Origin of the sequence: Paenibacillus rhizoplanae, assembly GCF_042684125.1 — a bacterium.
GTDB lineage: Bacteria > Bacillota > Bacilli > Paenibacillales > Paenibacillaceae > Paenibacillus_AQ > Paenibacillus_AQ rhizoplanae.
Genome location: NZ_JBHUKY010000023.1, coordinates 77,261 through 91,667, shown reverse-complemented (window position 1 = coordinate 91,667; position 14,407 = coordinate 77,261). Strand labels below are relative to the sequence as shown.

The 14,407-nt window shown below is 55.9% G+C and carries 8 protein-coding genes; all 8 read right to left on the bottom strand.

The annotated features are described in order from the left end of the window. Nucleotides 1–2 precede the first annotated feature (2 nt). Nucleotides 3–2,786, bottom strand: a complete 2,784-nt coding sequence (locus tag ACFSX3_RS13515; RefSeq protein ID WP_209984866.1) for an alpha-mannosidase — start codon at nt 2,784–2,786, stop codon at nt 3–5. Nucleotides 2,787–2,792: 6 nt separating this feature from the next. Continuing rightward, a complete protein-coding gene (locus ACFSX3_RS13510) occupies nt 2,793–3,791 on the bottom strand; it encodes a glycoside hydrolase family 130 protein (RefSeq protein ID WP_209984869.1) in 999 nt (332 codons plus the stop codon). 38 nt (nt 3,792–3,829) lie between these two features. After that, nucleotides 3,830–5,149: a glycoside hydrolase family 125 protein gene (locus tag ACFSX3_RS13505; protein ID WP_209984872.1), complete on the bottom strand. Its 1,320-nt coding sequence runs from the start codon at nt 5,147–5,149 to the stop codon at nt 3,830–3,832. A 20-nt stretch (nt 5,150–5,169) separates the two neighbouring features. After that, complete coding sequence (locus ACFSX3_RS13500) at nt 5,170–8,319, bottom strand: alpha-mannosidase (protein ID WP_209985176.1); 3,150 nt, start codon at nt 8,317–8,319, stop codon at nt 5,170–5,172. A gap of 17 nt (nt 8,320–8,336) precedes the next feature. Next, nucleotides 8,337–10,631, bottom strand: coding sequence for a glycoside hydrolase family 3 N-terminal domain-containing protein (locus tag ACFSX3_RS13495; protein ID WP_209984875.1), 2,295 nt, complete (start codon nt 10,629–10,631; stop codon nt 8,337–8,339). A 238-nt stretch (nt 10,632–10,869) separates the two neighbouring features. Then, nucleotides 10,870–11,787, bottom strand: a complete 918-nt coding sequence (locus ACFSX3_RS13490) for a carbohydrate ABC transporter permease (protein WP_209984878.1) — start codon at nt 11,785–11,787, stop codon at nt 10,870–10,872. Nucleotides 11,788–11,816: 29 nt separating this feature from the next. Continuing rightward, nucleotides 11,817–12,743, bottom strand: coding sequence for an ABC transporter permease (locus tag ACFSX3_RS13485; RefSeq protein ID WP_209984881.1), 927 nt, complete (start codon nt 12,741–12,743; stop codon nt 11,817–11,819). 90 nt (nt 12,744–12,833) lie between these two features. After that, nucleotides 12,834–14,339, bottom strand: coding sequence for an ABC transporter substrate-binding protein (locus tag ACFSX3_RS13480; RefSeq protein WP_209984885.1), 1,506 nt, complete (start codon nt 14,337–14,339; stop codon nt 12,834–12,836). Nucleotides 14,340–14,407: the final 68 nt, after the last annotated feature.

The following is a 14,407-nucleotide window of genomic DNA, read 5'->3' as shown; positions in this document are numbered from 1 at the left end:
TATCAGCGCAGCCGGATGCCAACCGTTGTAATCTCATGCCCGCCAAGCGGAAGCTTAAGCGAGGCGTTTCCTTCAGGCTGAAGCTCCTCACCTTCTGCTTCCAGTATATTCGAAGTATAGAAGGCAGCGGCCGGCAGCGCGGATTCCAGCTCCAGCTCACAAGGTTCAGCGGTCAGGTTGAACCAGCGGAGCAGCACATCGCCACGCTCTTTGTTTAGCTTCATAGAGGAGAACGCAGCGGTCCCGCCACTCCAGTGGACAGCCGAATATACGGCGGGAATTGACCCTGCATGAACCTCTGCCTGCGCACAGGTCCACGGAATCTGGAACTGGTAGGCAGCAGCAGCGGCACCGGAGGTTACGGCATCCCCGCTATGCGGCAGGAGCAGCAGATCTGCTGTTTGTTCTCCCAGGCACTGGGCTTCAGGCGTAGGGAACCAGCCCCAGTCACCCATCTCACCGACACTGCGGAGCAGCGTCACGGCGATCGTATTGCGGCCATCCCGCAGAATCTCGTATTCATGTAATCCGAGGTTAGCGACCGTCAGGCCTACGTTCTCCCCGGCAACATCCACGAAGCACTGCTGATGCTGCGCATTACTAGGATTCTGCCATTCCGGCGCCGGCTCGTTCGGACGCTCCGCCAGCTCGAACATCGAATCTACGCGGTGTGAGGCTGCGGCCAGATCCGCAGGGAAAAGCATCCGCAGACGGTGGTCCTTAGCCGCATTATCGATATAGCTTTTCACTTCCAGTCCTTGGCCGCTGCGCTCCAGTCTTAAGACGGTCCGCAGCTTCAAGGTTACCGTGGCGGCAGCGCGCTGCGCCAGCCGCTCCGGGTAATAGACCAGCGCCCGCTGCTCTTCTTCCAGCAGGGCATCGGCCGAAGCCGGAATCTCCCATTCATGGGCGATTTCGATGGAAGCCCGGTATGGCGTATCTTCAATAACAGCGATATCTGCGTTAAGGCCGAGAGTTGTCAGCGGCACTTCGCCCGCAGGCTGTCTGTACATATATTCGTTCCCGATGTCACCTGTGTTCTCATAGACACCAAGGTCACGGTAGATCTTGCCGCTCGGCTTATGCTCCAGTGTGAAGGAGCCGTCAGCCATAACCTCTACCCGCAGCGTATCATTCTCCAGCACGCGCGCGCCGTGAACCAGCGAAGCTGGAACGGAAGCCATAGCTTCCAGGTTCGCCGCCGGAGCGCTTCCGGCAACATCAGCGCCGTTCGCTCCAAGAGGGCGAACCCAGGCATAGGTGCGCAGCCCCAAGGCAGGCACAGCCGCCGCCTCGAAGGTCAGCCGCACCTTGCGGCAGCTATAAGGCTGGCGGAACCGGTCATCCGGCAGATCATAGCCGAAGGACAAGCCGAGATCCTCAACCGTACATGGAATCGGCTGGCCTTGTTCATCGACCAGGACCCGTCCGTCCAGCTCCACAGCCTTCATCCGCCGGGCATTCTCGTCCAGCGGCAGACCGTCGCGCAGATACTGTCGGGCTGCATCCAGCTCCACGGTCACGGTACCGGTGCGGCTCCAGCCGCTGGTATTCGTTACAATGAGCGGAAGTGCCTCTTCGCCGTAAGCGGCGAAGCCGGAGGTGTCCACCGCTGCGGTGATGGCCTGTATGCTGCCTTCCACAATACCTTCGGCCGTGTGATAACTCTTGTCGAAGCGGGTAACCATCTCGCGGTGCACCTCATCCACGCTGCAGCCGCAGATGGAATCATGCGGATGGTTCTGCAGCAGCGTCTTCCAAGCATAATCCAGCAGATGATGCGGATATTCCCCGCCATGCAGCTTAGCGATAACGGCCAGCGGCTCGGCTACCTTCTCCAGCATCGCCTGGCCGCGTTGGTTGAGCTGCTTCAGATATACCCGGGCGGAAGCGGTATTAACCAGCGTGCCCCAACCGTCCGTACGCTGGCTCCGCAGCTCGCCCTTCACGGTGGACAGGCTGCGTCCAGCCAGCGAAGCTTCCACAGCCCGGATGTAGTCCGGGAAATTGGAATGAACGAAGTTGACCTCCGGGTGAAGCTTCTCCGCCATGCGGATGGCCTCCGGCAGGTCGGTCTGCAGCGGCTGGTGATCGCAGCCGTTCATGAACAGCAGCTGATCGGTCGCCGCATACTGCCGGGCATCGCCCAGCTTGCGCTCCCAGAAGCGGCGTGCTTCCTCTTCATCCACGGGAACCTCATTCCCGTTGGAATACCAGTTGGCGAACAGGATGCCGAGCACCTGCGAGCCGTCCGGCCCTTCCCAGACCAGCTCCGAGAACGAGGATTCATAGCCGTCATCGGAGACCATATTGTTGAAGCCCGTAGGCTTCACTCCGCGCCCGAAGAAGGCGTTAGTGATGCCAGCCTGCTGCATAAGCTGCGGAATCTGTCCGGTCAGGCCGAAGGTGTCCGGGAAATAACCGATTTTGGACACTTCCCCATAGACTGCCGCATCCTGATGTCCTAGCTGTAAGTTACGCACATTGGCTTCCGGGCTGGTGAGATAAGCATCCTGCAGAATGTACCAAGGTCCGATAAATATCCGGCCCTCACGGATCTGCCGTACCAGCCGCTCCCGGTTCTCCGGGCGGACCTGGAGATAATCCTCGATGATAATTGTCTGGCCGTCGAAGAAAAAGCTGCGGAAGTCCGGGTTCTGCTCCAGCGTGTCCAGCAAAGTGTCCACCAGCTCAATCAGCCGGATGTGATGGCGCTCATAAGGGAGATACCATTCCCGGTCCCAGTGCGTATGCGAGATAATATGTGCCGTTTGTTGTTTGGTCATAACCGGTTACCCCTCAATCTCCAGCGGATATTCATCCATATAGCTGATCAGCTCATCCACCGTCGTGAAGGCCAGCCCCGTCACCGTATCCGCACAGCCGTAGTAGATGGCAATCCGTCCGGTAGCCGCATCGGTCAATGCCGCGCAAGGGAACGTCACATTCGGCACATCGCCCACACATTCATACAGCTCTTCCGGGCCGAGAATGTAGTTGCGCGAACGGGCCTTCACCTTCCAAGGCTGATCCAGATCCAGCAGCGCGACACCCATGCGGTAGACGAATCCGTTACAGGTGTTGATAACGCCGTGATAGATCAGCAGCCAGCCCTTGTCGGTCTCAATCGGAATCGGACCGGGGCCAATCTTCTTGGACTGCCATGCCGAAGCATCACCATCCACCGTACCCATCACATAGCGGTGCTTGCCCCAGAAGGTAAGGTCAGGACTCTCACTGTAAAAAATATCGCCAAACGGCGTATGCCCGGTATCGCTCGGACGGCTGAGCATCGCATAATTGCCGCCGATTTTGCGCGGGAGCAGCACTCCGTTGCGGTTATACGGCAGGAAGGCATTTTCCAGCTGGTGGAAGGTTTTGAAATCGAATGTGTACGCTAGTCCAATCGTTGGGCCGTGGTAGCCGTTGCACCAAGAGACATAATAACGGTCGTCAATCTTGCAGACGCGTGGATCATAGCGGTACTCGCGCTTGGTGATCTCTTCATCGCCCTCGAATACGATAGGCTCATGGTTGATGTTCCAGTTCACGCCGTCTTCACTAAATCCCGCAAAGATATCCATGCTGACCGACCGCGAATCACAGCGGAACACCCCTGCGAAGCCGCCCTCAAAAGGAATGACTGCCGAGTTAAACACACTGTTCGAGTTCGGAATGGCGTTGCGCGGAATGATCGGGTTAGCGGAATATCTCCATACCGGGGAATTCGTGCCCTCAGGCTTCTCCTGCCAAGGGATGTTCGGTAGTGCTTCTCCAATAATTGTACTCATGATCAGGTCTCCTTTATCTGTGAAAAAGTATGTTTGTCTTAGAGAATATCTTCCTTCAGCGCCCGCAAAATAAGCTGCGAGAACAAGCTGTTCGACCAGGCGAACCACTTGCGGGTGAACACGGACGGATCGTCGGCGTGGAAGCCTTCATGCATATAGCCGGTATCGGCATCGGTCGCTTCCAGCATAGCAATCACCGCCAGCCGCTCTTCCTTGCTGTCTGCCGTGATGCCTTGCATCGACAGCGCCATATGCCAGATGTAGCCCGCAGGGGTATGAGGACTGCCGATTCCCTTGGCGGCCTTGCCCTCGAAGTAGAACGGATTCTCGCTGCTCAGCGCGAACCGTCTCGTATTCTGGTAGACCGGATCGTCATTGTTCAAATAACCCAGATACGGAATGGACATCAGACCCGGCGTTCCGGCGTCATCCATCAGGCTGTAATTGCCATACCCGTCTGTCTCGTAGGCGTAGATCGGTCCGAATTCAGGATGGCGGTAGGTGCCGTACAGCTTGATGCCGTGATCGACCTCCTGCTCCAGTTCCTTCAGCTCAGCCAGGAAATTCAGGTCCCGGAAGACCCACTCGGCAAAATCCTGCATCTGCCGCAGCGCCACCACGGCGAACATGTTCCCCGGAACGTTGTAATGGAAGTCGCAGGCGTCATCACTGGAGCGGAAGCCGGACCAGATCATGCCGGTGTAATTCACAGGCATTCCCAGGCCGCCGTTACGGATGGAATCCTCCATAATCCCGTTATTCCGCGTGAAGCGGTACGGGGACTCTTCGGCATGATGCTGCTCGCGCTTGAACAGGTCGGTGATGACGCGGAGCATTTTTTTGAAATCAGAGGTGAAGAAATCGGTCTGCTTCGTCTCTTCCCAGTAAGCATGGGCCAGCCGGATCACGAAGCACAGCGAGTCGATCTCGAATTTGCGCTCCCACACCCAGGGCGACATCTCCGTTACATCGGCGGCATTCCAGTGCCAGTCATTGGCCGATTCATTGAACGCGTTGGCGTAAGGATCGATCAGCACGTACTCCGTATGGCGCTTGATCAGCCCGCCGATAATCCGCTGCAGGTCAGCATCTTCCGCGGCAAAAGGCACATAATGAATGACCTGCTCCACCGAATCGCGCAGCCAGCAGGCGGGGATGTCCCCCGTAATGACAAAGGTGGTTCCGTCATCAAGCAGCTTGGTAGTGGTCTCCAGTGTATTCGGGAAGCAGTTTCGGAACAGGCGCTGCAGCTTAGGCCGGTGGGCCAGCTTCGCTTCGGCGTCGGCCAGCACGGCCTGAATGGATGACGGCAGCGTAAGCTCCGGCATCTCGATGCGGGGAAGTCTGAATTGTTCCAAGGTAGTAGTCTCCTTCTCGCTTAATCTATAGTAGGATGAATAATCTTAATCGTCTTAATCTCGAACGGATGGAAGTCTAGCGTCAGCACGCCGTCTTCATCCGGCAACAGCTCGGTCTCTTCCTCCAGCGCATTGGACAGATAGATAGCCGAGTGCGGCAGCGGCCAGCTGATCTGCACGGTCTCGCGTCCACCGGCTGATTCATACAGCCGGAGGATGCTGCCGCTTCCGTCTTCCGCCAGCTTGACGGTATCCAGCACTACCTGCTTCCCTTCGTAGGAAAGGAAAGAACCAGTGGACGGATGTTGGCCTTTACTTGCCTCACAGGCTACAGCATACGAGGCATGGTTCAGCTCAGCGGCCTTGCGCTGGGTATGCGCCGAACGCCAGTCTCCGGTATGCGGGTAGAGCGAATAGGTGAATTCATGCTCTCCCTGATCGGCCGAATGATCCGGCCAGCGCGGTGCGCGCAGCAGAGACAGACGGATGGTGCTGCCCTGCGTGTCGTAACCGTATTTACAGTCGTTCAGCAGGCTGACGCCATAGTCATGCTCCGACACATCGGCATACCGGTGCCCGCAGACCTCATACTGCGCCTGCTCCCAGCTCGTGTTGCGGTGCGTGGTCCGCTCCAGTGCGCCGAACGGAATCTCATAAGTAGCCTTGCTGGTCACTACATCAATCGGGAAGCCAACCTTCAGCAGCTTGTGGGCTTCGTGCCACTGGACCTTTGTCTTGAAGTCGATCCGCTTGTCGGTGTGGTACAGGATCAGCTCCTGGTGTATTTCCGATTGGCCTAGACTCCAGCGGAAGCTCAGCACATCGCAGACCGGACCTGCGGACATGAGCCGCTTCTCCAGCAGAACTGCTGCTCCGGCAGGCTGCTCCTCATAACGGCTGTCGATATCCCAGGCATCCCATAGAATCGGACGGTCATGGAAGAAATGCAGCCGGTTCAGCGCTTCGCCGGACTTCACAATCTCACGCCCGGCTTCCTTGTCGTACAGGCTGATGATCTCGCCCAGCTCATTGAACTGGAGCCGGTAGTAGCCGGTCTCCCAGCGATCATCGAACGTAGCGGAGTCCGCCGCAGAAATTGAGTTATTGCCTGCATCCGATGCGTCCGCACCCTGCTGCTCCTCTTCCCGCAGCCATACGGTTGCATACCCGAATGCCGGAACCTCCGGCACCCGCACACGCAGCACCATTTGCTTTCCTTCTGTAGTCATCTCTGCCGGAAGCTGTGTTCCGTTCCCGTCATATATAGCCGGAGCGGTTAGCGCTGCTCCAGGAGCAAAAGCAAGCTCGGCCACCATATCCCGGGTCCAGCCCAAGCCGTTAAGGATGACATAAGGCTGTCCCTCTCCACGGGTATCAATATCCGATACGGCTGCCTCCATGACGGACTTCAGGCTGCCCTCCCCAAGGGCGAAGATGTTCTTGTATTCCTTATCCGAAGTCTCATAGACCTCGGGAATCGACGAGCCGGGGATTATATCATGGAACTGGTTCAGAAGAATCAGCTTCCAGCCTTCATGCAGGGCCTCGCCTACCTCTTCCCGCCGCTGCGGGGTCAGCTGGTGTCCAGTCAGAGTCTGCCATAGCTCCGCTTCCCGGTACAAAATTTCAGCCTTGCGGTTATTGCGCTTGTTCCGTGCATGGGTCGTATAGGTTCCCCGGTGCAGCTCCAGATAGAGATCGCCCTGCCAGACCGGCAGCTCCGGTGCTGCCTGCTCGATGCCGGCGAAGAAATCTGCCGCCGTGCTGTAGCCGGAGGCAGGCTGACCGACCATCAGCTCCGAGCGCGACAGGTATTCAAGCATCTCCCGCGTCACGCCGCCGCCGCCGTCTCCGTGTCCGTAGAGCAGCATTTGTTCGCTGTGAACGGCTTTTTCACGATAGGACTGCCAGTGCTCGTGGATATCCTTCGGCAGCGTATTCTCATTCACGCCATGATTCATATAAGATAATAGCGCTGTCCCGTCAATTCCGACCCAGTGGAACAGATCATACGGGAACAGGTTAGTGTCATTCCAGCCTAGCTTCGTGGTCATGAAATAACGGACCTTGCCGTGCTTCAGAATCTGCGGCAGGGAAGCGCAATAGCCGAAGGTGTCCGGCAGCCATTCAATCTCGGACTGCTGTCCGAACTCCTCCTGGTAGAACCGCTGCCCGTACAGCATCTGCCGCATCAGGGATTCCCCGCTGGGAATATTCAGATCCGGCTCGACCCACATGCCGCCGACCAGCTCCCAGCGGCCTTCCTGAATCCGCGCCTTCACCTTCGCGTACAGCTCGGGATCATTGTCCTTCAGATAAGCGAATAGCTGCGGCTGGCTCTGGGCATAGCGGTATTCCGGGTACTCCTCCATCAGGGCATGTACCGTAGAGAAGGTCCGGCTGGTCTTCCGCACCGTCTCCCGGGTAGGCCATAACCAGGCGATGTCGATATGCGACTGCCCGATCATATGAATGAAGCCTTCGCTGTTGCCGCCGATGGCCTTTACTTTTACCGCCAACTCCTGCTCAATCGCCTGTATTCCACTGCTGTCCACAGCGCCTGCCGGTCCCAAATTCACATAAGCATCCATCGCCTGATGCAGTGCCTCAAGCATACGGACGCGCCGGAAGTCCTGCTCCGGCAACAGCAGCATTGAATCCCGGATGACAGTCACGGTGTACATCAGCGACTGTACAGGCAGGTTCACTCTGACAAGCGCTGCGGTGATCGACCGGACCGGCGGCTGAATGACCGCCTGCTTATTGAGCGGATCATCCGGCTCAGGGATCGGATCATACAGCTCAATCTCAATCTCGGGGTGTCTGCCGCCCGTCTCCGGGTTAAGAGAAGCATAGGTATGATTGCGGTCCAGTCCCTGCCGTGAGGCTCCGTTCACCCGCAGCAGCCCTTCGCCGCCGGAGTGGAAGATTAGCCCGGTGTCGGCATCGGTCCAGTCCACCGGGATATCCAGGGTCGTGCGGAAGTAATAGGTGGTGCCTTGCACGCTCGGAAACAATCCGAACGATTCACTGCCCGAATACGGCTGTGATTCGTCGTAGTGGCCAGGCTGCCGGTAGATGGTGGAGAAGACCTTCCAGTCATTAAGCACCCGGTATTCCAGCCACTGCGCTTGCGAACATTCCCGAATGAACCGGTTAATCCGTTCGATGTTTATCTGCTCCATCTTTAGTCCTCCATGACCGCAAGATCGGTATCCAGCGTATCATTCACATTCCTGCCGACACCGATGCGGAAGCTTCCCGGCTCGACCACCAGCTTATAGTCCGTCCCGATATAGCTCAGATGCTCTGCACTCAGCGTGAAGCTCACCTTCTGCTTCTCGCCTGGCTCTAGCACGATCTTGCGGAAGCCCTTGAGTTCCTTGGCCGGTCTAGTCACCTTACTGACCAGATCGGAAATATATAGCTGCACGACCTCCGCACCGCTGCGGGAGCCTGTATTCTCCACTTCCACTGTAACTTCAGCCGTTCCGTCTGCTGTGATCACCGCCGGCTCTACCTGAAGTCCGCTATAGCTGAATTCGGTGTAGCTGAGTCCGAAGCCGAACGGATAACGCGGCTGCGAATTCCCTTCCAGATAGCGTACTCCCCGGGAACGTTTTCCTAAGTAATACACTGGCAGTTGTCCTACATCCTCAGGGAGGGAGAGGGTCAGCCTGCCGGACGGATTGACATCGCCGAACAGGATATCCGCAATGGCATGACCGCCCTCTTGACCCGGATACCAGGCTTCCAAAATAGCATCCGCCTGCTCATCGATCCACGGCTCGGCAATGGGACGGCCGTTGATATACACGACGACTACCGGCTTGCCGAGCGCCTTCAGTTCCTTCATCAGTTCCAGCTGAACGCCGGACAGATGAAGCGACATGCGGTCGATGCCTTCGCCGCAGTCCATATCGCTAAGCGCATTTTCCGTCACCTTCGAGGCTCCGGTCCGCAGATCAATGCTGCCTTCGCCGAAGTCACGGGCGCTCGACCCGCCCAGGGCCAGCACAATGATATCCGCTTCGGCTGCCACCTTACGAGCAAGCTCGAAGCCCTCGGTGGAGCTGTCTTTGATCCGGCAGCCCGGCGCATAACCCACCCGCTCCAGCTGCGAGGCAAGCTTGGCCCGTATCCCGGCCAACACTGTAACCACCCGGTCACGCGGCTGAGGGGAGGTGTAATCGCCAAGCTGATTGTAGCCAATATCCGCGTTCGGCCCTATAACCGCAACCGTCCCCTTGTCCTTAGACAGCGGAAGCACTCCGTTATTCTTCAGCAGCACAATTCCCTCTGCCGCCACGCTACGCGCCAGCTCCGCATGCTCTGCGCTGCCGATTACCTGCTCTGCCACATCGGGATCGGCATATGGCTGTTCAAACAGGCCCAGCCGGAACTTCAGCTCCAGCACACGCGCTGCCGCCTGATCCACCAGCTTCTCGTCGAGCCGCCCAGAGCGCAGCGCCTCCAGCAGATATCCGCCGAACATGACGCCAGACATCTCCATATCAATTCCGGCGGTGAGTGCCTGTACGGCTGCATCCTCCCCGCTGTCCGCTGTATCATGGCCCGAGGCCAGCATATCGATCGCGCCGCAATCGGTAATGACCATGCCCTCGAAGCCCCATTCGCCGCGCAGAATATCTTCCAGCAGCTCGTGATTGGTGGTACAAGGCACGCCATCAATCTCGTTGTAGGCCGGCATGATGGAGACCGCCCCGGCTTCCACCGCTTTGCGGAACGGGTACATATCGACTTCGAGCAGCTCCCGCTTGCCGATATGTGCCGGACCGGCATTGCGGCCGCCCTCTGAGCTGCCATAGGCTACGAAGTGCTTGAGGGTTGCCCCGACACTGGACGTGCTGTCAAGCCGGTCGCCTTGTAGTCCTTCCACTGACGCTACGGCATATTCACCGATGAGATACGGATCTTCGCCGAAGCATTCCTCGGTCCGGCCCCAGCGCGGATCACGCACCACATCCAGCACAGGGGAATACGTCACGGCTCCGCCTTGAGCACGGGTCTCCCGCGCCACTGCCCGGGACATCTCCCGGTAAAGGTCCACATTCCAGGTGCTGCCGATCAGCAGCGGAACCGGAAATACTGTGGCCCCGATAGCCATATGTCCATGCGAGCATTCCTCACCAATCATGAGGGGAATGCCCAGCCTCGAGTGCTCCAGCGCATAACGCTGGATCGAATTCACAGCCTCTGCTCCGGCCCGCGCATCCAGCCCGCTCTCCAGCGTAACTCCTGTCCAGGGATCGGCACGCAGGGTTCCGTATAATGCGCCGACACCGCCTTCGCGGATCTGGCGTTTGAATTCTTCCGTCAGTTCAATCGTTCCATCTGTATGATCATAGGTCTGCCACCCGAACAGCTGCACCAGCTGACCGACCTTCTCTTCCGGCGTCATCAGCCCGAGCAGATGCTTCGTCCGCTCCTTGACGGGCTGTGTACGGTCTCTATATAACATCCTGGCTCCACCCTCTCCTGTAGGTATCATTCTATATAAAATTGCATTCAAAGCTTGGTCGTTACTGCGGTGAACATTTGGACTTCCGGCCGCTGTTGTCCCCAGATTTCTTGATTTAAACCGCTGTCCGCGGTAGAAATCCGGTGACAAAGGCGGTCGCTACCGCTCCTACAGTTCCAAATTTCCCCTCCGCTCCTTTTTTGCTTTTCATTAATATCTATAAATTTTATATAGAAACCTACTCTTTAACCGCCCCGACCGTAAGACCCTGGATGAAGTAACGCTGGAAGAACGGATACGCAAAAATAATCGGCCCGGTAGCCAGTACCACCATCGCCATACGCGAGGTATCCTGCGGCATGTTGCGGAGGGCCTCCAGGCTGAGCGAGCTGTTCTGCGAGTTCTGCAGAATGAACTGCATACTGGTCTCGATCCGCATCAGCATCGACTGCAGCGGCACCAGGTTCGGATTGTCAATATAGAGCAGCGCGTTGAACCAGTCATTCCAGTACCCCAAGGTGCTGAACAGACCGATCGTAGCGAGACCCGGCAAAGACAACGGCAGCACGATTCCGAGGAAGGTGCGGAACTCTCCGGCGCCGTCGATTTTGGCCGATTCGATCAGCGCATCCGGCACACTGGTAATATAGAAGGTACGCAGAATCATGATGTAAAAAGCATTCACCGCCAGCGGCAGCACCAACGCCCAAATGCTGTCCTTCAGGCCCAGCATCTGTGTTACCACAATATAGGTCGGAACCAGCCCGCCGTTAAACAGCATGGTGAAGAAGGAAAAAAACGCGAAGAAATTGCGGTATTTGAAGCTTTTACGTGAAATGGCATAGGCATAAAGTGAAATAATAAGCAGGCTGACAATCGTACCAATGACCGTTACCGCAATGGTCACTCCGTACGAACGGAGCAGCGTGTCCCCTGAGCTAAATACATATTTGTAGGCTTCCAGACTCCATTTGGCCGGGATTAACCGATAGCCGTCCCGCGCAAGCGCCCCTTCGTCCGTGAACGAGATGAGGACAACGAACAGGAACGGGAAGATACACAGAATGGCAAAGCCTCCGGCGATACAGTTGAAGATGGTGTTGAGCACCGGCGACAGCCGATGGAAATCGCGCGATTTCGCAGCATTAGCAGACATTTGGATGACCTCACTTTCCTTCATTTTCCCTAGAATAATGCACTGTCCTTATCGAATTTGCGCACGATGTAATTAGAGGTAAGAACCAGCACGAACCCGACCACTGATTGATATAAGCCCGCAGCTGTACTCATTCCGATCTCGCCGGTAGTCTTGAGTCCACGGTATACATACGTATCGATTACGTTGGTCACGCTGTAGAGCGTCCCCGAATCTCTCGGCACCTGATAGAACAGCCCGAAATCGGCATAGAAAATCTTCCCGATCGCAAGCAGCGTCATAATGATAATGATCGGCTTCAGCATCGGCAGTGTGATACTGCGGATCTGCTGGAGCTTGCTGGCTCCGTCGATCATCGCGGCTTCGTAGAGGGACTTGTCTATGCCCATAATGGCGGCGAGATAGACCACGCTGTTATAGCCGACGGCCTTCCAGAGGAATACGAATATAATAATGAACGGCCAGTATTTCGATTCCGAGTACCAGGAGATATTGCTGCCGAACATAGCGTTAAGCAGGCCCCGCTCCGAGCTCAGGAAGCTGAACGCGAAGTAGCCCACAACGACCCAGGACAGAAAGTACGGCAGGAACATGCCTGTCTGATAGAACTTGGCCAGTTTCTTATTGGCAATCTCGGACAGCACCACCGCCATCAGCACGGACAGAATCAGGCCCAGGATGATGAAGGCTATGTTATATAAAAGAGTATTGCGTGTGATCAGATAGGCATCATTGGTGCTGAACAGAAACTTGAAATTATCCCAGCCGACCCACTTGCTGTTGATGATGCTGGCCCAGAAGCCATCCCGGCTGAAGCGGTACTCCTTAAACGCAATAACCGTACCCACCATCGGCAGGTAAGAGAAGAATAAAAACCACAGCGTGCCCGGCAGAACCATAAACAGCAGCACTTTATTTCTCAATATATCCTTGGCGGACTTTCCTATTTTCCCCATACTTCTAGTTCCTCCTATGCCGGAAAATTCTTATATTTACAAAAAAGATCGGGCCAAGTCTAATCACCCGCCCGATCCTCTAATAGAATGCTACTTATTATTCGCTGCTTTCCAGGCGTCGATCTGTGTTTGAGCTTCGGCAATAATTTTATCCAGACCGGCTGCTTTGAGTTTCTCGTTAGCCTTGGTCAGGTACTCTTCCGAATCTACAGATCCGGTCATCAGCGGTGCCCAGAATTCTTCCTTCACGTTCTGGACGGCGGCGATTTCATTCGTCACCTTGGACGTATCGAAGTTGAAGCCGAGCAGCGGTGCGTTGATACCGGCATCATTGAACTTCTTGAATTCTTCCCATTTGTTCTCAGGGTCGCCTTCATTCAGATAGTTGATCATGATGTTACCCAGGGAGAATGTAGGCATATCGTAGTTCTTCGCATCCGGGAGGTTCTTGATCATGTTGTCGCTGATCTTCTCGTAATGTACGCCTTCGATACCAGAGTCAATCATGTTGCGCAGCTTAGGATCAGTGTTAAGCAGGTTCAGGAATTCCATCGCTTTCTCAGGATACTTTGAGTTGGCCGAGATAGCCTGCATGGAGCCCATTACCGACCAGTTGTAGATATAAGGCTGGCTGGCTGGTGTGGACACGACCGGATACCCGTAGCTTACGGACCACAGATTGTCGGCCATCGGCTGGGTGGATGCACGGTCAGTGAACCATTTGCCGGCTTTGTACAAGTCATCTACCGACGAGGTAGTCGCTACTTCAGGGGAGATGTAACCCGCCTGATAGAATTTGCGGACCGTCTTAAGCGCTTCCTTGAGCTCAGGAGTATCCAGGATGTTGACCACTTTGTAGTCCTTGGTGTCCATATAGACAGCCATCGGCATCTTCTCGATCACATAGTCAAAAGGCATAATCGGCATGAAATCCTTGACCATCGCGTAAGGAGTGATTCCAGGCTCGTTTTCCTTGATCGTTTTGAGCAGCGGCTCCAGATCGGCCATTGTTTTCACGCTGGTCAGATCAAGCTTGTGTTTGTCGAGCAGCTCTTTGTTGAAGCGGAAGACTTCTTGCGCCGGAAGCTCTTTATTGGCCGGAATCGCATAGTTATGTCCGTCTACCTTGGAGCCTTCCAGGAAGGCCGGATCAATCGTATCCACAATGCCCTTGCCCTGATTCTTCAGCAGCTCATCGAGCTCCAGGAAGGCACCCTTACGTGCATTCTGCACATAATCGAAGGCCCAGGAAGAGGTGAACAGAATATCCATTGGCTCGCCCGAAGCTGCCATAACCTGCATTTTTTGCGTGTAGTCCCCGAAGTCGAGCATTTTGATATCGAGTGTTGCGTTGATTTTCTCAAGCGTGTATTTATTTACTTCTGTGAGCACCTTGTCCATATCTTTCTGCGGTGGCCCGATCGTGTACCAGATCAGTTCTACTGGCTTTTCGGTAGCCTCCGAGGCTTTGTTGCCGCCTGAAGCTGCTTCCCCGCCTGCATTGTTCTTACTGTTTCCCCCGCACGCCGTTAGCGCCAGTGAAACGGTTAAAAGCGTTGTCAACAACAAGGAGAAGTGTTTCTTTGTCTTACTCATTTGCCGTACCCCCTTTTAATTAGCTGTCCGGAAAGTTCAGGTCTGCCGGTCATTTCCGGCTGCTGGTT

What these genes read in the sequence shown, in the direction of transcription:
- ACFSX3_RS13515 (WP_209984866.1), bottom strand. Translation starts at nt 2,786, where the DNA reads ATGACCAAACAACAAACGGCACATATTATCTCGCATACGCACTGGGAC.
- ACFSX3_RS13510 (WP_209984869.1), bottom strand. Translation starts at nt 3,791, where the DNA reads ATGAGTACAATTATTGGAGAAGCACTACCGAACATCCCTTGGCAGGAG.
- ACFSX3_RS13495 (WP_209984875.1), bottom strand. Translation starts at nt 10,631, where the DNA reads ATGTTATATAGAGACCGTACACAGCCCGTCAAGGAGCGGACGAAGCAT.
- ACFSX3_RS13490 (WP_209984878.1), bottom strand. Translation starts at nt 11,787, where the DNA reads ATGTCTGCTAATGCTGCGAAATCGCGCGATTTCCATCGGCTGTCGCCG.
- ACFSX3_RS13485 (WP_209984881.1), bottom strand. Translation starts at nt 12,743, where the DNA reads ATGGGGAAAATAGGAAAGTCCGCCAAGGATATATTGAGAAATAAAGTG.
- ACFSX3_RS13480 (WP_209984885.1), bottom strand. Translation starts at nt 14,339, where the DNA reads ATGAGTAAGACAAAGAAACACTTCTCCTTGTTGTTGACAACGCTTTTA.